Origin of the sequence: Pediococcus sp. (assembly GCF_003533255.1) — a bacterium.
In the GTDB taxonomy this organism is placed as follows: Bacteria; Bacillota; Bacilli; order Lactobacillales; family Lactobacillaceae; genus Pediococcus; species Pediococcus parvulus.
Window position 1 is genome coordinate 184423 of the sequence record NZ_DOEM01000001.1, and the last position, 25042, is coordinate 209464.

General features: G+C 38.1%; 23 protein-coding genes. 4 read left to right on the forward strand and 19 right to left on the reverse strand.

The window, feature by feature from the left end; translation table 11 throughout:
* Positions 1-2 precede the first annotated feature (2 nt).
* The 9 genes from DD627_RS00910 to ytpR form a co-directional block, all read right to left on the reverse strand.
* Positions 3-1391 carry a replication initiation and membrane attachment family protein gene (locus tag DD627_RS00910; RefSeq protein WP_260274362.1) on the reverse strand — a complete coding sequence of 463 codons (1389 nt, stop codon included), beginning with the start codon at positions 1389-1391 and terminating at the stop codon, positions 3-5.
* The gene (gene nrdR, locus DD627_RS00915; RefSeq protein ID WP_260274361.1) at positions 1391-1900 is read right to left on the reverse strand and encodes a transcriptional regulator NrdR; all 510 of its coding nucleotides are present in this window, start codon (positions 1898-1900) and stop codon (positions 1391-1393) included. The genes DD627_RS00910 and nrdR overlap by 1 nt, the downstream gene beginning before the upstream one ends.
* Positions 1901-1920: 20 nt before the next feature.
* Positions 1921-2517 carry a dephospho-CoA kinase gene (gene coaE / locus DD627_RS00920; protein WP_068805239.1) on the reverse strand — a complete coding sequence of 199 codons (597 nt, stop codon included), beginning with the start codon at positions 2515-2517 and terminating at the stop codon, positions 1921-1923.
* Positions 2517-3356, reverse strand: a complete 840-nt coding sequence (gene mutM, locus DD627_RS00925; protein ID WP_068805237.1) for a bifunctional DNA-formamidopyrimidine glycosylase/DNA-(apurinic or apyrimidinic site) lyase — start codon at positions 3354-3356, stop codon at positions 2517-2519. The genes coaE and mutM overlap by 1 nt, the downstream gene beginning before the upstream one ends.
* A 17-nt stretch (positions 3357-3373) precedes the next feature.
* Positions 3374-6040 carry a DNA polymerase I gene (gene polA / locus DD627_RS00930; protein WP_068805234.1) on the reverse strand — a complete coding sequence of 889 codons (2667 nt, stop codon included), beginning with the start codon at positions 6038-6040 and terminating at the stop codon, positions 3374-3376.
* 164 nt (positions 6041-6204) lie between these two features.
* Positions 6205-6906 (reverse strand): Bax inhibitor-1/YccA family protein, encoded by a 702-nt coding sequence (locus DD627_RS00935; RefSeq protein WP_260274360.1) that lies wholly within the window; start codon positions 6904-6906, stop codon positions 6205-6207.
* 88 nt (positions 6907-6994) lie between these two features.
* Complete coding sequence (murC, locus tag DD627_RS00940; protein WP_260274359.1) at positions 6995-8326, reverse strand: UDP-N-acetylmuramate--L-alanine ligase; 1332 nt, start codon at positions 8324-8326, stop codon at positions 6995-6997.
* 67 nt (positions 8327-8393) lie between these two features.
* Positions 8394-10340 (reverse strand): DNA translocase FtsK, encoded by a 1947-nt coding sequence (locus tag DD627_RS00945; protein ID WP_260274358.1) that lies wholly within the window; start codon positions 10338-10340, stop codon positions 8394-8396.
* Positions 10341-10358: 18 nt separating this feature from the next.
* Positions 10359-11006 carry a YtpR family tRNA-binding protein gene (ytpR, locus tag DD627_RS00950; protein WP_057783083.1) on the reverse strand — a complete coding sequence of 216 codons (648 nt, stop codon included), beginning with the start codon at positions 11004-11006 and terminating at the stop codon, positions 10359-10361.
* A gap of 98 nt (positions 11007-11104) precedes the next feature.
* Between ytpR and DD627_RS00955 the strand changes: the two genes are divergently transcribed.
* Positions 11105-11428 (forward strand): PepSY domain-containing protein, encoded by a 324-nt coding sequence (locus DD627_RS00955; RefSeq protein WP_057783080.1) that lies wholly within the window; start codon positions 11105-11107, stop codon positions 11426-11428.
* Here DD627_RS00955 and trmB read toward each other — a convergent pair.
* From trmB to DD627_RS00970, 3 genes are all read right to left on the reverse strand, one after another.
* Positions 11425-12063 carry a tRNA (guanosine(46)-N7)-methyltransferase TrmB gene (trmB, locus tag DD627_RS00960; RefSeq protein ID WP_057783078.1) on the reverse strand — a complete coding sequence of 213 codons (639 nt, stop codon included), beginning with the start codon at positions 12061-12063 and terminating at the stop codon, positions 11425-11427. The two genes, DD627_RS00955 and trmB, sit on opposite strands and share 4 nt — an antisense overlap.
* Positions 12064-12130: 67 nt before the next feature.
* A complete protein-coding gene (locus DD627_RS00965; protein WP_068805225.1) occupies positions 12131-13348 on the reverse strand; it encodes an ABC transporter permease in 1218 nt (405 codons plus the stop codon).
* Entirely contained in the window at positions 13341-14081 is a 741-nt protein-coding gene (locus DD627_RS00970) for an ABC transporter ATP-binding protein (RefSeq protein WP_068805222.1), read from the reverse strand. Before DD627_RS00970 ends, DD627_RS00965 begins: the two co-directional genes overlap by 8 nt.
* A 145-nt stretch (positions 14082-14226) precedes the next feature.
* On the opposite strand from DD627_RS00970, the gene DD627_RS00975 reads away from it, so the two are divergent.
* From DD627_RS00975 to DD627_RS00985, 3 genes are all read left to right on the forward strand, one after another.
* Positions 14227-14670, forward strand: coding sequence for an HIT family protein (locus DD627_RS00975; protein WP_057783073.1), 444 nt, complete (start codon positions 14227-14229; stop codon positions 14668-14670).
* Positions 14671-14672: 2 nt separating this feature from the next.
* Positions 14673-15026 (forward strand): hypothetical protein, encoded by a 354-nt coding sequence (locus DD627_RS00980; protein WP_068805219.1) that lies wholly within the window; start codon positions 14673-14675, stop codon positions 15024-15026.
* Between the two features lie 121 nt (positions 15027-15147).
* A complete protein-coding gene (locus tag DD627_RS00985; protein ID WP_057783069.1) occupies positions 15148-16029 on the forward strand; it encodes a peptidylprolyl isomerase PrsA in 882 nt (293 codons plus the stop codon).
* A 62-nt stretch (positions 16030-16091) separates the two neighbouring features.
* Here the strand turns inward: DD627_RS00985 and DD627_RS00990 are convergent, their stop codons facing one another.
* The 7 genes from DD627_RS00990 to DD627_RS01020 all read right to left on the reverse strand — a co-directional run bounded on the left by DD627_RS00990 (position 16092) and on the right by DD627_RS01020 (position 25018).
* On the reverse strand, positions 16092-17051 hold the full coding sequence (locus DD627_RS00990) for a 3'-5' exoribonuclease YhaM family protein (protein ID WP_057783067.1): 960 nt from the start codon (positions 17049-17051) through the stop codon (positions 16092-16094).
* 19 nt (positions 17052-17070) lie between these two features.
* On the reverse strand, positions 17071-19713 hold the full coding sequence (locus DD627_RS00995) for an ATP-binding protein (protein WP_068805214.1): 2643 nt from the start codon (positions 19711-19713) through the stop codon (positions 17071-17073).
* Positions 19694-20923 carry a metallophosphoesterase family protein gene (locus tag DD627_RS01000; RefSeq protein WP_068805211.1) on the reverse strand — a complete coding sequence of 410 codons (1230 nt, stop codon included), beginning with the start codon at positions 20921-20923 and terminating at the stop codon, positions 19694-19696. Before DD627_RS01000 ends, DD627_RS00995 begins: the two co-directional genes overlap by 20 nt.
* Before the next feature lie 98 nt (positions 20924-21021).
* Positions 21022-21366, reverse strand: a complete 345-nt coding sequence (locus tag DD627_RS01005) for a YlbF/YmcA family competence regulator (RefSeq protein WP_057783061.1) — start codon at positions 21364-21366, stop codon at positions 21022-21024.
* Between the two features lie 81 nt (positions 21367-21447).
* Entirely contained in the window at positions 21448-23601 is a 2154-nt protein-coding gene (locus tag DD627_RS01010) for a PBP1A family penicillin-binding protein (RefSeq protein ID WP_260274357.1), read from the reverse strand.
* Between the two features lie 199 nt (positions 23602-23800).
* Positions 23801-24262 carry an arginine repressor gene (locus DD627_RS01015; RefSeq protein WP_057783057.1) on the reverse strand — a complete coding sequence of 154 codons (462 nt, stop codon included), beginning with the start codon at positions 24260-24262 and terminating at the stop codon, positions 23801-23803.
* A gap of 63 nt (positions 24263-24325) precedes the next feature.
* The gene (locus tag DD627_RS01020; RefSeq protein WP_057783055.1) at positions 24326-25018 is read right to left on the reverse strand and encodes a Crp/Fnr family transcriptional regulator; all 693 of its coding nucleotides are present in this window, start codon (positions 25016-25018) and stop codon (positions 24326-24328) included.
* Between the last annotated feature and the right edge of the window lie 24 nt (positions 25019-25042).

Sequence of the window (25042 nt, forward strand, 5' to 3'; positions counted from 1 at the left end):
ATCTACTTATCCTCCTTATGCTGCTTGCGAAGCTCATTTAAACGCTTATTAAGCCGCGCTTGATCATCCTTATTAACCTTAGTAGTAGTTGATGTATTGTCACTTTTGGCCCAGTCAGGAAGCGTTTCTTTAGCCACAACCCTTCTTGATTGAGTAACTTGTTTTCTGGTTGTGGCCTTAGCACTGGCAAAATTCTTAATTTGTAGAATTGCTCCTTCAGGTGTAGTCACATGTGCCCGACTCCAGTTATTGGCCATCGTATCTACCAATTTATTTGGTAATGTGGTAATTTCTCGATCAATAACAATGTATGAGATCAAAATATTGATCACACTAATCGGAAACAGATTACGATCAATTAAGTTTTTCAATAATTGACGTTCACTATACGTGACATAGCCCCCGTGAATCGAGCGTTTCAAATTTTCCAAATAAGTGGCCGGTGCATAGGCTTTGGCGGCCTTGATAAGTTCTTGATCTTCCTTAGTTAAACCGGTGTTATTATTAGCTTTTGCTTTTTCCGATGGCCCTGGAGTATCGACATATTTTTGATTTTGACCCTGATGGGCAGTAAAATTTTTGGCAATCTGTTGTTGCAATTTTTTGGTATTTAATTCAGCCGTTACCAAATCAGTTGCTTGTCCGATTTGACGCGCCATTTCCACTTCATCAAGTCCATACAAAAGATGCTCACTTAAAATTAGTTTCTGCGCCTCATCTACAGAGTCCCACTTGGTAAATCCCTTGCTGAGTAACTCTTTTAATAAGCTAAAATCAAAATTTGGATTGCCCAAATTTATTTGTGCTGGCTTACTATCTTGGCCCGCCTTCTTAAATTCAGCTTGTGTTTCACGAATCAAAGAGTTTGGTTCCTTAAGTGCTTGTTCAGAAATATGAAACGCGGTTAAAAAATCGGTTGAAACATTCTTTAAGTCTTTGACATTCGTTTGAATTAACTTAAAGTGATCAGCCAATTCAGAAAAGCGACGTTCTCCCACTGCTTCTAGCAGTAGGCTACTTAATAAATCATCTTTGAAAAAACTATCCGGCAAAACCGGTTTTCCAAGTTGGTATACAAAAAAGTGTCCAAGCGAGTCTTCACCCTCATAGGACTTCAATAAACCAATTCCTTCAAGCTTTTGCCGACTTGTATAGAACTCTGGCAAATCACAGTTCAGAATGTCTAATAATTCCAAATGAGACTTTCTTTCTGAACGCATTCCAACTGGATTCATTTCAGTCCAGAGAGTTAAAAACAGACTAAACGCCTTGGCACCAATAATTGGTTGATATAAATAAGTGAGCACTTTTTGATCAAAATTACTCAAATACGCCTGCTGGGTAACTAAAAAGCCATCCTTAGGACTTAAATTTGCCCATCCCTCATTCATTACGCCTCGCCACCATCATCTTTATCTTTATGCGTGGTTGGTTTCTTCACTTTCTTGTCCTGTGCCATCATATCTTTAAGTTCTTTCATAAACACATTCATATCTTTAAATTGTCGATAAACGCTCGCAAACCGGATATAGGCAATTTCATCTACTTTAGCAAGTATATTCATCACATACTCACCAATGATTTGACTAGAAACTTCATTTTCGCCTAAACCACGAACTTTATTTTCAACCTCATCAACAATTTTCGACATTTCATCCGCACCGACTGGTCGTTTCTCAGCCGCACGAATAAGCCCACGAAGAATCTTCTCTCGATTAAATTCTTCTCGGGTACCATTTTTCTTAATCACCAATAACGGTGAAGCTTCAATTCGTTCAAATGTTGTAAATCTAAATCCGCATGCTTCACATTCTCTTCGACGCCGAATAACTCGTCCATCATCAGTAGGACGGCTATCAACGACACGTGAACCATTATGGTGACAGTGTGGACATCTCATGGGCCTTTTACCTCCACTTACTAACGTAACTTCCTATTGTCAAGCCATTTTAACACTTGACGGTGGGTTTCTTCAATAGACCGACCGTTGTCAATCACAATATCAGCCATTTCAATCTTCTTTTTTTGTGACCATTGACTCAAAACTCTTTGCCGAGCTTCTTTATCTGAAAGACCATCCCGTTGTTTCAACCGCTCCAACTGAACAGCTGACGAACTGGTGACAACCATGATTTGATCAACTAATGATTGGTACCCTTGCTCTAAAAGTAACGGAGCATCTAAAACAATTAGGTTGTCGGAGCCTTTTTTGAGCGTTCGAATTTGAAATTCAATTTCAACTCTGATTGCTGGTTGCATAAGCTCATTTAGTTTTTTCAGAGCTTCAGAATCAGAAAAAACTAGATTTCCAAGTTTCTTTCGATTGAGGACATCGCCTTCAAAAATTTGATTTCCAAAAGTTTGTCGCAATCTTTGTGTTACTGGCTGCCCCGGTGCCACAATCTTGCGCGCAACTATATCTGCATCAATGACCGGGAAACCTAATTCTTTCAAATACTGGCTGACGGTGGATTTACCTGTAGCAATGCTACCAGTCAGACCTAATACAATTGCCATTAGTTATCAACTTCAATCAATTTTTGACAAAACGGACAAAAATGGGTACCACGTTGAGAAACCTTAATTCGTTCAATTAGCGTTCCGCAACGTTCACAAGGTTCCCCAGTACGTTGATAAACATGGAGTTGATTTTGAAAGCTTCCTGCATGACCACTAGCATCCAAATATGAAAAAACGGTTGTTCCCTTTGCTTTAATGGCTAAGTCCAGTTCATCAAAGATTTTTTGCCTAAGAGTCACAATTTTGCCAACCGGTACTGTATTAGTCGGTTGTAAAGGGTGAATTTTGGCCAACCACAAAACCTCATCACAGTAAATATTTCCTAACCCGGCAATCATATTTTGATCAAGTAAAAATGCTTTAATTGCCTTGTGATGCTTTCTCATTGTGGTTGTTAAATAATCAATGCTCAACGTTTCCGGCGTCGGTTCGGGACCAATCGTTTTAAGTCCAGCAACCGAATATTCTTCGCCAGTAGGCACTACCACCATTCGACCAAATTTTCTTGTATCGTTGTACCGTAATTCCGTCCCATCAGTAAACTCAAAAACCACATGATCATGTTTGTTGAGAGGCATTTCATGCGCTTGAACCGAGTATTTCCCCTCCATGCGTAGATGTGAAACCATTGAAATACCTTGGTCAAAATGAAAAATCAAGTATTTTCCACGCCGCTGAATTTCTACAATTGTTTTCCCCGTCAATGCTTTAACAAATTCTTTTTCATTTGGCAGAACCATTTTTGGATAATAAATATCAATTTTGTTTATTTTTTTATCAACTACAAGCGCAGTTAACCCACGTCTCACTGTTTCAACTTCCGGTAATTCAGGCATAGCAATCCTTCTAACTTTTACTTTTTAGCAGTATACCAACTTTTGCCATAAGCACTTTCAACTTTCAGCGGAACATCAAGTTTAATTGCGGAGTCCATCACACTAGGAACTAATTTCTTAATTTCTTCTAACTCATCATTAGGAACATCAAAAATCAATTCATCATGGACCTGTAACAGCATCTTTGTCTTAAGTTTCCGTGCTTCTAACTCTTTTTGCATTCTAATCATGGCAATTTTAATAATATCAGCCGCACTTCCCTGGATGGGGGTGTTCATTGCGGTTCGTTCTGCAAATGAACGTTGATTATGATTGCTGGAATTAATGTCAGGCAAATAACGCCGACGATGTGCAATGGTTTCAACGTAACCTTTTTCTTTTGCACTTTGTACAATCGTTTCAATATAATTTTTGACACCAGGAAATTCTTGAAAATACGTATCAATGAATGTCTTGGCTTGTTTTCGTGAAATACCAATATTTTGTGACAATCCATAGTCACTAATTCCATAAACAATTCCGAAGTTCACCGCTTTGGCCTGGCGCCGAATATTAGGAGTTACTTCTGAAGCATCCTTCAATCCGAAGATTCGGACAGCCGTACTTGCATGAATGTCTTCATCGTTTTGAAACGCCGCTTGGAGATTCTTATCTCCTGTAATATGAGCCAAAACACGGAGTTCAATTTGAGAATAATCAGACGAAAAGATTTGTGAATCTGCCTGGCTAGGTACAAATGCCTGCCGAATCTTGCGTCCTTCTTCTAACCGAATCGGAATGTTTTGTAAATTAGGATCAACTGAAGAAAGCCGTCCTGTCTGCGTCAATGTCTGTAAATAGGTTGTGTGCACCTTTTGATCAGTAGAATGGACAACTTTCAATAACCCCTTCACATAAGTGGATTGAATTTTTGAAATTTGTCGATAAGCTAAAATGTTGTCAATGATCGGAGCTTGTCCACGTAAGCCTTCCAGAACACTCACGGCAGTTGAATAGCCGGTTTTTGTTTTTTTAGAACTTGGTAACCCGAGTTTATCAAATAAAATGGTGCCTAATTGCTTGGTGGACTTAATATTAAACTTTTCGCCAGCTTCATTGTAAATGGTCTGTTCAATTTCACTCAAGCGTTCCGTAAATTCACTTTGCATCTGTTCTAAACGGCCAGTATCAACCTTGATCCCCGCAATTTCCATCTTAGCAAGAACTAAAGCTAATGGTAATTCAATAGTGGTATACAACTCACTTTGTTCATTTTGCTTAAGTTCTGTTTGCAATTGGGGTACTAATTTTTGAATTGCCCGCAATTTAGTTGCCAAATGTTTAAAAAAGACAGTATCATCTTCAGGAATACCCCGTTTGACTCCCGTTCCATATACTTCTTCATCAGTTTGAATGTCTTGGTAGCCATGGCGGTGCGCTAATGCACCCAAATCATTGGAATTATCGTTGGTATCCAAAAGATAGGATTGCAGCAAAATATCATTTTTACCATTTGTAAATAAAATTCCCAAACGATTCAAGCCAACATAAGTCCGTTTGAGATCGAAAACGTTGAGTTGTTTATCGGAATTTGTAAAAATGTCTTTAATCACCGGCTCTGATAACAAGTCAACATTACGCGTAACGTACCATTTTTCATCACACCCAATGCCAAAACCGGCAAATGCTGAAGTATGATAATTCTTATCAGGCAATTCTAAGTAAAACGAAATTTCACCCTGTAACTTGGCCACTTCAGTCAAATTTTCTTTTGTCAATTCAACGTATGATATATCTTGAAGAGTTTGCGAATCCTCAAATCCTTCTGTAGATCGCATTTGTTTTAAAAATGATTGAAAATTCATGCGTTCATAAAAATCAACTAAATTAGCCGTATTCTTCCCAGTATATTTCAAGTCTGCCAAAGTCACTTTAATTGGCGCCTGCCGGTTAATTGTTGCGAGTTTTTTACTGAGAAAAGCATTATCATGATCCTCAATCAAATGCTCCTTAAGTTTGGAAGTTTTCATCTCATCAACATGTTCATAAACACCCTCAACCGAGTCGTATTGTTGAAGCAGTTTTATTGCTGTTTTTTCGCCCACTTTAGTGACACCAGGGTAATTATCCGAAGTGTCGCCAGCAAGGCCCTTCATATCAATAATTTGAGCTGGTTTCAAGCCTAACTTTTCTTGAACATGCTCGGGGGTGTAATGCTCAACTTCACTAACCCCTTTAATTGTAACCGAAACCGTGGTCTTTTCACTTGATAGTTGCGTTAAGTCTCGATCACCAGTGACCACAGTTACTTGATAGCCGGCATCTTCTGCTTGCTTTGAAAGGGTCCCAATAATATCATCAGCTTCATAATTAGCCAACTCATATGTTTTAATGCCATATCCTTTTAACAGTTCACGCAAATAAGGCATCTGTTCAGAAAGCTCTGGTGGTGTCTTTGACCGACCACCCTTGTAATTGTCATACATTTCAGTTCTAAAGGTTGTTTTGCCTGCATCGAATGCAACCAACGCATCGGTTGGCTGGACAATTTCTAAAATATGATCCAACATTTTATTGAATCCATAAATCGCATTAGTATGGAGCCCATCCTGATTTGTGAACTTGCTTAAAGCATTATGGAGCGCAAAAAACGCACGAAAGGCCACACTGTTTCCATCAATCAAAAGTAATTTTTTATTGGCCATTTTATTCTCCTTTTATATTCATAGCTTTATTTTAACAAATTCCAGACACTTATTGTTACGAATCGTTTCTTTAATTTAGATTGATTCCAGCCGTTTTAAAAATTTTCTAAAAAAAACAACCAACCTGTAATAACTCACAAGTTAGTTGCTTTTTCTAAAAACTGTTAATCACGACTACCAAATCCACCAAAGATTTGTAATAAGAATTGGAATAGGTTCAAAAAGTCTACATAAAGCTGCAAGGCACCTTGAGTAGCTAATCCATTCATGGAAACCCGATCCCCATATTGTAAATAAATAGCCTTCATTTTGTTAGTGTCCGTCATTGATAGCCCGGCAAAGATGATCACGCCAATAAACGAAAAAAGATAATCAATCACTGCACTTCGTAAGAAGATGTTTATAATCATCACGACAAACAACGCAATAAATGCGGCAAACAATTGATTGCCAATTCGTGTCATGTCTTTGTGTGTAGTTGCGCCAATTACCGACATGGAAACAAAAGTAATTGCGGCCGCAATAAACGCCGAAGCAATGGTGGGTAAATTAAAGGTTAAAAAGATAACCGAAAATTCTAACCCAAAGAATAAAGCAAACAACGTTAACATCAAAAAGCCAGTCTTAGCATTTTGAAGAGCTTTTCTACTTGCCGTGCCACTGAAAACCAATAGCCCAATTAAGACGATTATGAAAATAAACGGATGTCCTGAAAGGATTGGCATCATCTGTGCTCTAAACACAACGCCACTCAGATAGGAAATAAGTGCTGAAAGCGCAACGGCATATCCCATAAATCCATACATTCTTGTCATAAAGGTACTGAGACCTACTTCAGTGTTAACAAGATTTCGTGGTTCTTGCATACCAAACTCCCTCTTTCTTTCATTTTGAATACATTCTATCAGATTAAAAATTTCAATCAAGGAAAAAGGTCAGAATTAGTCAAATTATTTAATTATTTTTAAAACTTAAATTGCTAAGGAGTTCCTCATAAGCCTTTTCATAGCGTTGTACATCCCCAGCACCCATGAATACAACTACCGCATCATGATAATCTAAAAGTGGCGACATATTATCGACCTTTAGAATCTCGCCGCCTTTATTAATTTTGGCACCCAAATCTGCTGATGAGACTTTACCATTCTTTTCACGAACGGAACTAAAGATGTCGGTCAAATAAACTTTGTCAGCTAAATTCAAGCTTTTGGCAAAATCGTCCAACAAAGCAATTGTCCGACTAAAAGTATGTGGCTGGAAAACGGCGATAATTTCTTTTTCAGGATATTTTTGTCGGGCAGCATCAAGTGTTGCTTTAATTTCCGATGGATGATGGGCATAATCGTCAATAATTGTCATATCAGCCACTTTTTTCTCAGAGAAGCGCCGTTTAACACCCTTAAAATCTAGTAATTCATCTTTAATTTCGTTTAAATCCACTTTTTCAAAGTAAGCCACTGCAATGACAGCTAAACTGTTTAACACGTTATGTTCGCCATATAAATGAATTTGATAATGACCTAAAAATTCATCTTCATGATAAACGTCAAACTCAGAACCCAGCGTTGTCCGTTTAATATCACGAGCTTGGAAATCATCATTCTTGCCAGTCCCGTAATAATAAATTGGGACATCAGCCTTTAAGCGACGTAAATTGACATCGTCACCCCATGCAAAAATTCCTTTTTTGACTTGTTGAGAAACGTCTTGGAAAGCATGATAAACATCTTCAATACCGGTATAGTAATCTGGATGATCAAAATCAATGTTGGTCATGATCATATAATCTGAATGGTAGGCCATAAAGTGCCGCCGATACTCGTCAGCTTCAAAAACAAAGAAGCGGGCATTCGGAGTTCCCTTACCAGTTCCATCCCCAATCAAGTAACTGGTTGGGGCCACACCGCTTAGCACATGAGAAAGTAAGCCTGTCGTACTTGTTTTGCCATGCGCACCAGCAACACCGATACTGGTATATCCAGACAGCATTTTTCCTAAGAAGTCATGATATCGAGTGACGGACAATCCCATTGCTCTTGCTTTTTTAATCTCAGGATGATCATCTGTAAATGCATTACCTGCAATGACCGTCAATCCTTCTTTAATATTAGCTTCATCAAAAGGAAGAACCTCAATGCCGGCCTGCTCTAATCCGCGCTGTGTAAAAGTATATTTTTCGATGTCAGACCCTTTTACTGTATACCCTTCATCATGAAGAATTAACGCTAGCGAGCTCATTCCCGAACCTTTAATACCTATAAAGTAATATGTCGTCTTGTTATCCAATTTTTCTCTTCCTCTTTATCAGTTTTATTAACAGTTTACCACAATAAAAACCCGTTTTTTATCGAAATCAGGGCTGTTCATCATGAATCTTTTTCAAATCTGTTTGAGTAAAATAAACTTCACGTGGTTTTGACCCGCGAGCTTCCGAAACGTAATTCTGACTTTCAAGTTGGTCAATAATGGTTGCCGCGTGATTATAACCAATCGAAAAGACCCGCTGCAACTTGGATGTGGAGATGGTATCCTCATCAGCCAGATACTCTAAAACGTCTGGTAGTAACTCATCTTGTTCATCAATTTGTTCAACCTGCTTTTTCAATAAATCTGGATCGAATTCATAATGGGGTTGCGATTCAGAACGAATAAACTCAGTAATTTCATCAATTTCGCCATCGACATAAGATCCCTGCAGCCGAATCGGCGTACTTGCCCCATTACCCAGAAATAACATATCTCCACGGCCCAACAACCGTTCTGCCCCACTATGATCCAAAATTGTGCGCGAATCAATTTGGCTAGAAACCATGAATGCCACTCGCGTTGGGATATTATTCTTAATCAACCCGGTGACCACGTCCACACTAGGTCGTTGCGTCGCGATGATTAAATGAATTCCTGCTGCTCTAGCCTTTTGGGTAATCCGGACAATATAATCTTGAACTTCAGAGGAAGCGACCATCATCAAATCAGCTAATTCATCAATGACAACTACGATGTAAGGCAAATAATCTGCAGCATGACCTGATGTTTCAGCTTTCTTATTGAATTGTTCAATATTACGCACTCCAGCGGCTGCTAACTTTTCATAGCGCTCATCCATTTCGTTGGTGACCCATTTTAAAGCTGCTGACGCCGACTTAGGATCCGAAATGACAGGAGCAAGCAAATGCGGCAATTCATTATATGGTGCCAATTCAACTGTTTTGGGATCAATCAAGAGTAACCGTACTTGCCGTGGCGTCGCCTTATAAAGAATTGAAATCAATAAACTGTTGATAAACACACTTTTACCTGAACCAGTTGCCCCCGCAATTAAGCCGTGCGGCATTTTTCTCAAGTCATAAACGCGTGGTTGACCAAACAAGTCCACCCCTAAGGCAATTGTTAACGGTGACTGACTTTCCTTAAAGGCAGCTGAGTTTAATACTTCTGACAACATAACTGGTCGCGATTTAAAATTTGGTACCTCAATACCAACGGTACTTTTACCTGGTATTGGGGCCTCAATTCGGATGTCTTTAGCTGCTAACTGTAATTTCAAATCGTCCGTTAGGTTGGTAATCTTATTAACTTTTACTCCCCGTCCCAGTTCAATCTGAAACTGGGTGACAGTTGGCCCGACCGTCCAATCCACAACCTTCGCATCTACCCCAAAAGCGTTTAAAGCGCTGTCCAAACTTTGCACCTGATCCTTTAACCACTCTGATTGGGAGTCTGCATCCAGTTTAACAGGAGGTTTCAACAAGTCAACTGACGGAAATTGATATCCCATCGCCGTTGAATTTTCTGAAGGTCCAAGTGCTGTGGTTGTCGGCTTTTGTGGTGTCATCTGACGTGATTCAAACTGACGCTCACTGGAAAATGCCGGGTCTGCTTCATTATCAATTTGTGAATGCGCCATCTGGACTGGTGCCACACTTGAACTCATGGACATCTTAATTTCCGCCAATGAACCGTGATCTTCACTTATCGAAGGTTCTTCACTAGCTGGCGAATAATTCGTCTCAGGGGCCGAATCAGGTTGAACCGTTGGTGCTGCCTTCACAGCTTCACTTTGATCTTCCGATCGATCATTTGCCATTGCCGCAGAACGCAAAATTGTGCGTTTATCTATGGCTTTTGGCTGCTCTAAATTAACCGCCGATCTAGCATCCTGATTATTTAAAAAGGGAATATTCGTTTTTGAACGCTTTTCAATTAATGGTTTCCTTCGTTTTTCGTGTTTCTTATTCACTTGTTTATTTAGCGAATCCTGATCTTTTCGAAAAAAAGCAGGACCATCATAATGCCTCATAATTTCGTTCACCCAACTTTATTTAGTCTTAAACAACTTGGCACCCTGTGAAAAATCAAACGGCGCCCCAACTTTAAATTCACCATTATCGGGTAAAATTAATGCGCCCTTCTTTTGAGGAGCGTTTGGCAGATGTAATTCTCTACCAGAACAAATCATGCCAAAACTATCAACCCCACGGAGACTACCAGGCCAAATAATTAATCCGTCCGGCATCATTGCCCCCACTTTAGCTACGACAACTTTAATTTGGGATTTCATATTAGGAGACCCACTTACGATCTGAACCTTTTCATCATGGTCAACAAGAGTTTGGGTAACCAGCAAGTGATCTGAATCTGGATGTGGCTCAGCCGTTTCAACAAACCCAACTATAAATTTGCTTTTAGTATCTGCTTTTAACTCTGGATCAAAACCAACTGACTTTAAATACGCATTTAATTTTTCAACTTGTGCAACTGTTAGAAAAACTTGACCCCGGGTCTTTAAATTACCTAATAGCTCAGAGATTGCTTTAAAATTAAAACCTAAAGTGTTATTGGTTTTGGGATCATAAATCCGGGTGACATTTTCTTTTGTGGCAACCGATTGCGTTTCTGTATCTGGATTTAAAATGCAAACTAAGACGTCGCCTAACTCTGTGGGATTATAACTACTGATTAACATAGCGTTTCCTTTCTGTTTTAACTCATTCTGATATATTATTTTAAACGATCTTGGTATACTATAACTATAAATAGGAACTAAAAGAGGAGTGACTCACAATGTCCAAAAAAGAAACCGTCATTACACAAGTTGCAATCGGCTCAATTGGTTTAACAACTGGCGCCTTGGCAAGCTGGTTTTTATTTCATAAAAAACGGGTTTCCGCCAACGCTATTTTGGAAACTGTTCGCAAGGCTTTCTTAAAAGAAGGTCCGATTGAAGGTTCCTGGATAGAAATGAAACAAGCACCCTTGCAAAAATTTGCAATCAAAACAAACGTCTATTATGGCGGGATTACTCGCTATGAAGACGGGGACCTAATTCAATACGAGTTTTTAGCAGACGCAAAAACAGGCACAATTATTGATATTTATCGTCTCTAAAAATGACTTTTTAGTTTGTAAATGCGCTGTCCTTTTTCACTAAATTTGTGTTCATACTCGGTTTCAACGTTCTCCAGTGCTTCATCACTATGATGCAAATCTAAATAAACACCGTCAAATACCAGGCCAAAATTATTCATACTTAAAAGGGAATATTCGAATAAGCCCTGATTATCAGTTTTTAACTCAATAGCTCCATGTTCCACCAAAATTGTGCGATAAACTTGCAAGAAGGTTTTGTAAGTCAGTCGTCTTTTTTCGTGCCTTGTTTTTGGCCAAGGATCAGAAAAATTCAAATAAATACGGTCAATTTCACCATCCTCAAAATATTCATTCAAATCGGCCCCATCAGCTAAAACCAATTGTAGGTTTGGTAAGCCATTGGCCAAGGCTTTTTTCAAGGCAATTGCTGCCACTGAACGTTGAATTTCAATACCAATAAAATTAATTTCCGGATATTTTAAAGCCATTTCGACAATAAAATGGCCCTTCCCCATGCCGATTTCAATCCGAATTGGTTGTGGCTTTTTAAATCGAGCCTGCCAATTTCCCTTAAATTCAATAGGATTGGTACTTATCACTTCAGGGTGAGCCGCAATCAGTGGTTCAGCCCATGGTTTATTTCTAACTCTCATTATTTTTCCTCAAGTTTCTCTTCAAAATTCCGTCATCAATTAATTCTATAGATTGTCCCCACACGCGTCAAGAATTCATTTTCTTAATTCGACTAGGAAAATAAAGCTTAACTAAGAGCCAAACTTCAATTACTCCTAGTACAAAACTCAAGCCGGCTTGCACTATAGAAGTATTTGCGATGCCGACAACCAACGCAAATAAAATAACTGTCCCCATCAGCAAACGACTGACTAACCAATTAAAACCTGCATTTTTGATTGCATTCTTAATGGGATATAAATGTGTGAAGACATTTTCATTATAATTGACTAACAAAGGTAACAATTGAAAACTGATTAAATAGATAAACAGGATTTGCAAAAACAGCGACAAATACATATTTGGCACAAAAATCAATAGCACCATTCCCAAAATAGTCAAACGAAAATATAAGCCACTATAAATCGTACTCCGCATGAGTGCGCGGGAAAACAAATAAACATATGGATTTTTTGAATGACGATCGACCATAGTGAGCAGCCGGTCTAAATATTTACGCCGATGAACCGTTCCGTGGACATTCGGTACATCTGTAAACAAGTTAAAGAAACGATAAATCCTTAACATTCGCTGCTCTTCAACGTTAACGGCTAAATTCCAGCTTAACGATCTTTGTTGCCACTGACTGTTTTCTCTAAGTACTTCAATCAGGCTCTGTACAATTGACAAACCAATAGCAATCCAAACGTTCAAATAAATGCCCATGATCATCCATAATATGGGTAAAATCCAGTCCATTACTAGGCGTTGCCACCACAAAAAAACTTGATTTTGATATAACTGATTTAATGCCATAGAAAGTTGACCAAATTTTAGAATAACCACGGTAATCCCAAAGCCCAAAATTTGCCAGCCGGAAAGATGAAACGCAATAGCCATAAATGGAAATAAAACTGCTATTCCAACAATTTCAACACAGGCACTAAAAATTGCACTATGCACACGGGCTTGTTTTAGGTAAGCATGCATGTCATGTTCTCTAGGAAGCAAAAAAACCGGGTCAGCTTTTTTTAATAAGGTCGCTAAATTGCCTATTTGCAGAATTACCACTAAACATAAAATGGTAACCGGTCCTGCCCACCAACTTGTTGTTTTAAAACCTTTCAAGAAATTGGAATATCCATATCCAAGACCACCTACCAAAAACATCAAAGCAATCACAAAATGATCATTTAAAACGTATCGTAAATATTTCAGCATCTCCAGAAAGTGAGCACGTTGTCTTTTCTTCCAAAGATCAGTCATGTGATTCACCCTCTCTTGCCAATCCAAGATAGATATCTGTCAAAGATTGTCCTAAAGTTGGATTCTGTTTTCTTAAGGAAGCCAAATCACCTTGAGTTTGAATTTTACCGCTATGAAGCAAGATAAATCGATCACAGTATTTCTCTGCCGTATCCAAAACATGGGTGGACATCAACACAGCTGCACCATGCGATTTTCTATCATTAATTAATTTCAATAAATCATCGGTTGCTAATGGATCAAGTCCTAAAAAAGGCTCGTCAATAATGTAGAGTTTGGCATCTGTCAAAAATGCACAAACAATCATCACTTTTTGTTTCATTCCTTTGGAAAAATTATCAGGAAACCAATCCAATTTGTTAGCAAGCCGGAATGTCTTAAGCAATTCGGTTGCCCGTTGCCAAGCTCGAGCTGCATCTAAACGATATGCCATAATCGTAAGGTTGATATGTTCTTTTAAAGTCAATTCTGGGTATAAAACGGGTAATTCGGGAATATAAGCAATTTGTTTTTTATAGGCATCACTATCTTGATAAACTGTTTTCCCATCAATCGTGATTCTACCCTTCTGTGGCGTCAACAACCCAATGATGTGATTTATAGTTGTTGATTTTCCGGCTCCATTTAACCCGATCAATCCAACTAGTTCACCCTCGTGGACCTCAAAATTAATGTCTTTTAAAACAGGGATTTGTGAATATCCGCCGACTAAATGCTCAATTTTTAAAACCATTCTAGTTTCTTCCTCTTTCAATACTTGATTTGATTCGATTATATCATGATCTTCCCGTTTTCACAGGTTTCATGAGCAATGTTCTTTTGGGCTTACCTCTAAATATTGGTATAATGAAATCAATTAAGAAAAAGAGGTAATCAATATGGCTAACAAACGTGATGCATCTTGTATTTTTTGTAAAATTATTGATGGTGAAATTCCTAGTTATACAATCTACGAAGACGAAAACATTAAGGCCTTTCTAGACATTTCTCAAGCAACTCCAGGTCATACACTCATTGTCCCCAAAACTCACGTAAAGGACATTTTCGAATACGATCCCGAGTTAGCTTCTAAAACTTTTGCTAAGATTCCTTTAATTGCACAAGCTATTAAGGCTAGTAACCCCAACATCATTGGTATGAACATTGTTAACAATAATGGGTCAATCGCCTACCAATCAGTTTTTCACTCTCATTTTCATCTTATTCCTCGTTACTCTGAAAATGATGATTTCAAAATGATCTTCGGTGACAACACAGATTCCTACTCGAAAGAACAACTTGTTGCTATTCAAACAAAAATAAAATCTGAACTGGAGGCTTAAAAATGGCCAAAAAAAAGAACCACCGTTTACTCAAGCTCACCGTTTTGTCCCTGCTAGGATATCGTGGTGGTAAATATGTTCTGTCCCACCCCGATTTTTTAACTAGTATTAAGCAAAGTTTTACAGAAACCATTGAAAGTATCCATCATTTCGGCCAAGCAGTCACCAAATTAAAGGACAGCACTCAAAAATTACAGCAAGCTGTTGCCGACAGTCAACCCACTTTAAATGCCATTCAAAAAGATGTTGACCACTTTCAATATAAATTACAGCCCCGATTAGAAAGAATTGAAAAGCTGACTCAAGATATTAATAAACAACTAGATTCTATTGGTTCTGATAAACCAACAAAATAATGATTCATGAATATAGTTTGAATTTTTATTAAAGATTCATGTAGGCTTATAAAACAAACGGTTTGTATGTTATGATGGGAATTGAAGTTTTTCAAACAATTTAGTTAGGATGTGTTTATGGATGAAGAAATGGTTAATTGCATTAGCCAGCGTTTTTATGGCAGTGAGTTTAGCTGCATGTAGTAAAACAGTTGCAACAACAAAGGGTGGTAAGATCACCGAAAGTGCTTATTATAGTAGCTTGAAGTCAACTTCAAGTGGTAAACAAGTGCTTCAACAAATGATCTTGAATAAAGTTCTCGAAAAGGACTATGGTAGCAAAGTTTCTAAGAAAACTGTTACTAAGCAATACAATGCTTATAAGACAGAATACGGTACCTCATTCAAGAGTGTTTTGACACAAAACGGAATGACAGCTTCAAGTTTTAGACAAGAAATTCGTTCTAATTTACTTTTGAAGGAAGCCGTAAAAGATAATGCTACAATCACTAATGCTGATCTTAAGAAAGAATGGAAGACCTATGAACCAAAAGTTACGGTCGCACAAATCCTTGTTTCAAAGAAATCAACTGCAGAAACAGTTATCAAAAAGCTTAAAAAGGGCGAAAGCTTTACTAAGCTAGCCAAACAATATTCTACCGACAGTTCTACTAAGAACAAAGGCGGAAAACTTTCAGCATTTGACGATACTAATACTTCTTTAGATTCCAGCTTTACTAAAGCTGCATTTGCTCTTAAAGAAGGCGAATACACCACTACTCCTGTTAAGACAACTTATGGTTACCAAGTAATCAAGATGCTCGACTATCCTTCTAAAGGTAAGATGAGTGATCATACTAAGGCACTTAAAGAACGTATCTGGACTGCTGATATGAGCAGTAGCTCTAAGTTAAAAGCTGTTGTTGCTAAGGTTCTCAAAAAGGGTAATGTTTCAATCAAAGATAGCGATTTGAAGAATGTACTTTCAGATTATCTATCAAGTTCAAGTTCTTCATCTAAATAAGTTCCAAAGTAAAAAGATCAACCAACTTCAAGTTTTGAAGTTTGGTTGATCTTTTTTTGCGCTTATTCTGATTGATGGCCAATTCGTTTATAGAAGTTACGTCCGTCCATTCCAAAAATACGTTCTGAGAAAGTGCCGTCTTTAGTATGGCTAAGTGCCCCGGTGACCATCTGAATGGACGCATCCAAATCATCTAACGCATGTAAGACAACCGCTTCTAATAATAAGGGTTCAATTGGTGAGCCATATTCTTTCAACCCATGATGCGAAACGATCATGTGCCGTAACAGTAAGATGTCCTCACTACTATCACTAATTTTCAGTTCTTGGCAGGCTTTGACAATTTCGCCGTCCATGATAACAATATGACCTAACAGATTTCCCTCAACGGTATAGGTTGTGGAAACTGGCCCTGATAATTCAATTGTTTTACCTAAATCATGTAAAATGGCTCCGGCGTATAATAACGACCGATCCACTTGAGGATATTGATCACTGACACTTTTGGCAAGTCGCAAAATAGATATTGTATGAAATGCTAGTCCACCCTGAAAGGCATGGTGATTTGTTTTTGCGGCCGGATACGTATAAAATTGTTCATCATACTTCTGGAGTAAAAAGCGGACGACTCTATTCCAATTTGGGTTAGTGATGTCAAAGAGAAGTTTGCTGACCTCTTCTTTCATATCAGCAACCGTCATTGGTGCTTTTTTTGTATACAAACTGGGGTTACTAGGTTCTGTTTCTGTTGCCAGTCTCATACCCAAAATCTTAATTTGCGGTGTTCCCTTGTAGTTTTCTCGTTTACCATTTAAAAAAATAACTTTTCCAGCTTCAAAGTTCTTAATATCTTGGGAACTAGCATCCCAAAATTTACCACCAATATCGCCGGATCGGTCTTCAAAAACCATTGCGAGAAAATCTTTACCATTTTTGGCCACACGTACCTCAGCACTCTTAATCAAAACAAAAATGTTTAAGGTATCATCAACTGCAAAGTCAAAAAGTTTTTTACTATCCATTATTAACCGCTCCTTATGCTTATTTAAGCCGAATTACTTGAGCCTTTGTATCTAAATCATCAATTTGATCATCAGCTGTAAAATAAATAACTTGATGTTCTTCACTAATCTGATTAAGTAGCGCCATCACATTTTGCTTCCGGTTTGAGTCAAAGTTGACAAAACCATCATCGATAATAATTGGCAAACTGACTAAATCAGCCATCACTTTTACAAACGCCAACCGAATTGAAACATACAACTGTTCGGCGGTTCCTTGAGAAAGTTCCCCCACTTCGGAGCTTTGGTGATCGGAATCAAATACAACAATTGTCTCGTCATCGAAACTAATCTTATTGTACCGTTTATTGGTTAACAAAGAAAAATATTGTTCAGCATAGTTCATAATCTTTGGTAATCGGCCTTGACTAGCTACTGATAAAGTTTCATCAATCCATTGAGCTGCTAATTTTTCGGTCAACCAATCACGTGTTTGGGCCAAGATCTCAGCCTCTAAGTTAGCCTGTTGTTGTTGCAAATTAGCGTAGGTTTCATCATTTGCTAATTGTTGCATTTGTGTGTTCAAAACTGTCTTTTGTTCAACTAATTTTTCCTGTTCATCACGCAACTGGGTCAAATTATTTTCTTGCCTGTGCAATTGGGATTGAATTTCTTCCTGATCAGAAAAGTGTTGCAAGTCTGTTAAAGTACTTTCCCCTAATTGCTGTTTAAGCTGGGCAACTTGTCCTATCATAGCCTCTTGATCAAACTGGGCTTTCTTAGCAGTCTCAAAACTTTCCCAATTTTTCAAAGAAAGTTTCTGGAGATATTCTGATTCAGCTTGCTTAGCTTTTTTACTTTCCAGTTCAACTTGATTAAAACGATCCTGATAATATTTTAGATCTTGTTTATTTTGGTGAGTAATCTTTTGTTCTTGTTCAATTTTTTTGAAATAGTCTGCTAGGTTCTTTAATTGCTGATTAATTGATCCTGTTAAAACTACCCAATCGGCCAATATTTTCGTTCTTTCATTAAACACCGCAATGATTTCTTGATTGTTATGTTGCTGACTTTGATTAGCTCGCTGATCTTCAGATAATCTCTCAAATCGTTTTAAATCATTTTGCATTGCCAACCAGGTTTGTGGATCAGTCTGCGAGATCCCTTTAGCCACACCAAATTTTTGAATCCGCTCGTTCACGTCCTTGCTTTGCTCTGTGATTTCTTGTAGCTGTTTTTGCAAACTTGTCACTTGAGTTTGTAAATCGTCTTCAGCATGATCTGTCTTGTTCTCATTTGGATTGATCAACCATCCACCTAGAATGATGAGTAATCCTAACACTAATAAACCTATTTTGACACCCATTGACAAACTAAGCGCCCAAGGCAAAATGATAATTATAAAACCAATTACTGAAAAGCTCATTTTTAGCTTGTCTTTTGAGTTATTTGAGTTAGGATTGGACGTTTTAAGCAGCTTGTCTTGTAATTCAACAACTTGGTTTTGCAGATTTTGCTTTTCGCGAGTTCGCTCACTTTTTTGCTTTAAATCACGTTGAAGCTGATCAAACTCCTCTTCACTAAAAGGCTCCGGAACTGTTTCTTGAATCCCCAGTTGACGCCGAATTTGATTTTGTTCCGCATCAATTTCAACCTGCTTTTTTCCCAACTGCTCATCTTGAATCACAACATTTTCAATCTTATTTAAATCCTGACGAATGTTCTCAAATTCTTGTTCATGGCTACTATAAAATAAGATTCGCGGATTTTGTTGTTCCTTTTGTTTTAGGTCGGAAATTTTTTCTTGCAGAGTTTGAAGTGTTTGTGCTGCTTCACTAATCTGCTGGTGATTATGTTCAACAGCCTGCATTAAATCGGAAGATATTTCCACAAAATGGCTGTTTAGTTTAGGCGCAAGCTCAAGATATTTTTGATAAGCATCCCAGCCAGACAAATCATGTTTTAGCTTATCTAGTTGGGCTTTGCTAGTTTCAATTTTTACCTGCAATTGCGACAACTTAGTTTGGTTCAAATTCATATCAGTCGCGTATTGTTTATACAATTCAGTTTCATTTGCCGCTTTTTGAACCGACTGACTAAGTGAATCATATTCTTTGAGTAACTTATTTAATGGCCGCACTCGTCCTTTAGGAGCATAAATTTTATCGGCACTCTTTTCAAAGGAACTCTGGAGGCCAATCCATTCATCGCTGCCAACTGCCCCAATTTTTAAAACTCGTTTACGAAATTCATCCCGATCTAATTGGCGCACCTCGGCTAATTCGCTTTGACTAAAACTAAACATCTCATTGAAAAGTGTTTCATCAACCGAACCCAACAAATTGCTCAACTCATCATTTGCCAAAACTTCTTGTGTTGCCACATTTGTTATGGTTAGCTTGCCGCCACTTTTTCCCTTTACACGGGTCAACAAGTACTGCTCATCATGGTTCTCAATTAATAGCTCACCGCCGTATTTGGACCCATTTTTGGGTTCATACCTCAAATAACGGTCAGCTCCTCTTTTGGTGCGAAAGCCAAACAAAACACTTAAAATAAACTGGCGTAAGGTAGATTTTCCGGCCTCGTTGGGACCTGAAAACACAGTTAAGCCATTCGTTAAATCAAACTGTTGGTCTTGCCATTTGCCAAACCCATAAACATTAATCTTTAGTATCTTCATCGTTTTGCTCCTCACGACCACCATTTTCAAGTAGTAAAGTTTCCGCTAAATCCTGGAGTTGTGTATCTTGAGACTTTTCATTTAGGGCTTCAGTAATAAATGAATAATTCAGTAATTTCCCCGCAATTTGAGTCACGTTTTCTTCAGTAAAAATCTTTTTGCGACTTTGCTCCCAAAACCCACTATCCAAAGCACTCAAATTGGATAGTTCTTGAGCTGGTACTGGTGTAATTTCATAAACCCAAGATTGGCTATTTTTAAGAAGCTTTTGCTGAACAACTTCTAATAAACTACCATCTTTAATTCTTGTTAAAACCGCTCCAGATAAGGTCTGGACATTTTTTATTTTGACATCAATAAAGTTAGGTTGCTTATCAAGCAGAATTTCGATGTGATGTAAAATTGTTTTCACAATCTCATCAAACGTGTCGGCCGCCGTCACCTCAATCGTGAGTTTTTGCCAATTAATCACTGAGGCTTCCTTAAATTTCGGAATGAGTTTTTCCCCCTCACTTGAAACCAAATAAAAGCCCTTCGTTCCTGGTTCATTTTTATGCCGTCCTTGTAAATTACCAGAATAAATAATGGCCGGATCTTCATTTAGAACCTGACGTTTGTGAATATGGCCAAGCGCCCAATAATCATAGTGTAAGTTTAATAATTCGGTTTTGGAAAAGGGAGCGTAGTTCGCTTCTGGTGCATTTAAAGAATCCAAACTACCGTGAACCGTACCAATTTCGAAATCAGCTTGATCACGTGCTGGAAATTCGGCCACAATATCTTCTTTCACAGCCTGTTTATCATAGCTAAAGCCAATGATAGAAACGGTCGTCCCATCCTTTAGCGTCAACTGCTCTTTTTGAGGATTACTTGAAAAGACATGCACATTTTTCGGATAATTAATAATTTCCGTATTGTCATTTAAATAATCATGATTACCATAACTCAAATAGACCGGAATTTGTTTTTGATTTAAGCGTTCGAATTGTTCGTTAACAAACAAATCCGCCCTAATGCTGTGTTGAACTTGGTCAAATAAGTCTCCTACAATTAAGACAAAATCCACATTTTCCTTAATGGCCGTCGTGACTAAATTAGAAAACGCCCGATACGTAGAATCATGAATAAGCTGCCACACTTGATCTGGTGCTTTTCGTAATCCTTTAAACGGACTATCCAAATGAATATCTGCTGAATGAATAAATTTCATAGTTTAACTCCTTGATTCATAAAAAAGGGCCAGAACAAATCATCATTTGCACTAACCCTGTTTGTATTTAAAATACGCTTTTTGAAGCGTTATTCATCTTAATTTTGATACAATTCTTGTATCGGTTTAGTAATAATTTGATTGATATCATTTAAAAGTTGGTTCAAATTGCGTTCTTTGTCCATCAACGCCTTAATGACATCCACGTTGCCAACTTGACTCGCAACTTCGCGTGCATGCTTCATCTCATCGTCAGTTAGATCTTCACCATTCATCTGTTTTTGCTGCAAATTAACTTGAACTTCTTGAAAATCTTTAAAAAGTTCATATGCCTTAGGATCTTTCTTCATTTCTGCATATGCTGCACTCAAACTCGTATACTCAGTTGTTTGGCGAATTTCTTCTTCCATTTTGTTTGCAGTATCGTAAATATTAACAGCCATTGTCTTCCTCCTAGATGTTTACGCTTTTATACTGATATTGTATCATACCAAAGCCGGTTTGATACGCGCATTCAATAAAGTTTAATTACCACCAAGAAAATTCTTGGCTTTATCAACCCATTCACTTGCCTTTTGCTTAAAGGATTCTGTTCCTTTTGAAAAGCTTTTTTCTGCGCTAGAAGTACCATTTTGAATACTGTCCCAAATACTAGAACCTGAACTGGAACTTTCCGCGGTAGCTAAAGTAGACGCATTGGTGGTATTGAAACTCGTGCCAGCAGTATTTGGTAAAATGCCTTCCATCTCCGCCTTAAACAAGGAGCTTAAACCAACTCCACTTAGGTTTTCCAAATGGTTCGTTTTGGTGGTATCGTCAAAGCCTTCCCATGTGGCTACCACCATATCTGGCGTATAGCCAATCATCCATTCATCAGTGGTTGCGTCGCTAGTTGAGGCACCATCTACCTCAGTACTACCGGTCTTACCGGCAATTGTGTACCCAGCAGGTTTCGCATTCACGCCAGTCCCATATGAATCACTATAAACACCTATCATCATACTTGTCATTTCTTTAGCCACTTTTTTGGAAATCACACGTTTGGTTTGTGTCGTATTATTCACAATAGTCTTTCCAGAAGAATCCACAATCTTTCGAATAAAACCGGTTTGCGCCAGTTCACCATTATTCGCAAAAGCCGTGTAAGCACTTGCCAACTGGTAAGGCGAAATACCTGTCGTTAATCCACCCAGAGCTAATGCCAAGTTCTTATCACTTTTATCAATATTCAAACCAAATTTTTGAACAGACGCATACCCTTTAGCCACACCAATCTTATTAAGTAACCAGACTGCTGGGGCATTACGACTCTCCGCCAACGCCTTATACATTGGCAACGAACCCACATACTCATTGTTATAATTTTCTGGGCGATACTTGTTTGTCCCGTAGGATTGTAACTTGTCCGTCAAAGTAGAATCGTAGGAATATCCGCTAGACAATGCTGGTGCATAAATGGCAATCGGCTTCAATGTTGATCCAGGTTGACGTTTCATCTGGGTTGCACGATTAAAGCCCCTGAAAACGTGCTTGCCACGTCCGCCGACTACAGCGGCCACTCCCCCCGTTTTAGGGTTGATCGCAATTGAAGCCGCTTGTACTTTTGTCCCATCTGATGCATTCGCAGGAAAATAACTAGAATTCTTGAATTTTTCCTGCATACTTGTTTGATCGCTCTGATTCAAGTACGTGTAAATTTTGTAGCCACGATTCATGATATCAGATTCAGTCAAACCATAGCGACTAATTGCCTCGTTGATTACGGCATCAAAGTAATACGGATACTTATAGCCACTGGTATCTGAAAAAGTATTAGCGGTTGTTAAAGCCGTTCTTTCATACGTTTTTGCTTGAGAAGTCGTTATTTTTTTATTTTCGGCCATCAAGCTAAAAACGACATTCCGTCGTTGTTTTGAAGCCGCGGGGTGATCGGCCGGATTATATGCACTAGGTGACTTCAATATCCCCGCTAAAACAGCTGCTTGGGGGACTGTTAATTGACTTGCAGAAACCCCAAAATAGCGTTTAGAAGCATCTTGAACACCCCAGACACCGTTCCCAAAGTAAGCATTATTCAAGTACATTTCTAAAATTTCTGATTTAGTGTATACATTTTCGACTTCAATCGACAAAAACAGTTCTTTTGCCTTGCGCGTAAAGGTCTGTTGTTGTGATAATAGAGCGTTTTTAACCAGCTGTTGAGTTAACGTACTACCACCACCACTTATATAATTCCGCCTTAATACTTTATTCACTGCATACAACAATGCCGCCCTACCAATTCCTTTAACAGAGAAACCATACTCTTTATAAAAGCCTCTATCTTCAGTTGATATTACTGCATTTTGCACATTGATTGACATCTTGCTTAAGCTGACCCAAGTTCCCTTTTGAGAATACAAGGAGCCGGCTTTTTTATTTTTTGCATCATATACGACCGTTGGTTTTTCTAATTCTGTCTTTAGGTCAGCAACATTAGCCGTTTTGGCCCGGTAAGTCAGATAACCACTCATCACCAAAAAAAAGCTTAAGAACAAAATAATCAACCATCGCGTTAATTGAAATCTTCGCCAGTAACGACCAAAAAGGACTCTAAATTGACGCCAATATGGCGCTAAAAAATGACCAATTCGTTTAATTACCGTTAAAACCGAAGAAAGGAAATTATTAGTTTTCATAAAAGTCTCCGTTTAAATAGAATGTTAGCTGTATTGTATCACAGTTTAAGAACCCCTTTTAAATCCTCATCGAATTTTAAAAGACCCTTAAAAAGCGGCCGAAAAATTTTTCTTTTTGAAACCACAAAAACAGAGCAAAACTAGATTTTAACGATAATTGAGCCGTCGTCAAAGCTTCTGGTTTTACTCTGTATTCTTATTAGCCTTCAGCAGATAAATAATGAGCTAACTTTTGATGTAATTGAGTTGCTAATGCTTCATCGGGACTAAAAACCACAATCGTATCAAATCCCGCTAAAGTTCCAACGATTTCTGGCATCTGTGTATCATCAAAAACAGCTGCCAATCGATTACCATCATTTGGTGTTGTTTTAATAATATTAACAAACTGAATTTGATCAATTTGTTGTGCCGTTTGCTTAAAGGTTTTAAAAAGAGCTTCTGCTGGATCTTCATCATTGGTTTCAAAAATCATATACCTTTGATGACCTTCATGATCGGTTCCCTTTACAATATGCATTTCGCGCATATCACGAGAAATAGTAGCCTGCGTTGCCACAACTTGATGAGTTTTCAACAAGGTCATCAAATCATCTTGCTTCGCAACTAGTTGATTTGCAATAAGGTCTTTAATGATCTTTTGACGTTCACTTTTTTTCATAACTGCACTTCACTTCCGTATTAACTTTCTCAAGTATACCAAAATTCAAAAACACATAACAGTCTAGGCTTCTTCGGTATAGATTTCTGGAAAGAAAAGATATTTACGTGAATACTCCAGCTCAGTTTCATCAACTAATTCGTGAATAACTTGGCCAGCTGTTTCCCGGGTAGTGCCCGCAATTGTGGCAATTTCTTTAATTGTTAACGGAAACGGGATTTGTCTGCCGCCTTCCAATTCTATACCATGATGATTATTCAAGTACTTTAATACCTGCTCCACTCTTTTTGTTGCAGATGGAGTCAACGCCCTCTGAATAAAAATCTCCTCTTCTGAAACGACCTCTTGCATCTTTTTAATAATCATTAATGAAAATTTGTGATTACTTTTCAGCAAGCCCTCAAACGTTTTTGTTGGGATAAAAATGACTTCTGCGTTAGTCAACGCTGTAACTGTATAACAATAACGACTGTCAACAAACATCCCCCGTAACGGAAACAGCATATTGGGACTGAGAAAGCTCACGTAGGACGCGTCCTCTTTGGCATCGAATGATCTGATTTTTAAAAAACCCTTTTTTAATATAAACGTGTAATTTCGATCATCGTGCTGATCAACCAAATTCTGACCCTTGGCAATCTTCTTATAATGCAGACAACTTACCACCTTTTTATATTCGGAAGCTTTAAGAATATGACTTCCTGGGACATGTGCTAGATGACGCTCAAAAATTCTTTGTTGCTTGGGGTTAATCATATAGTTAGCCTCTTTTCAAAAAAA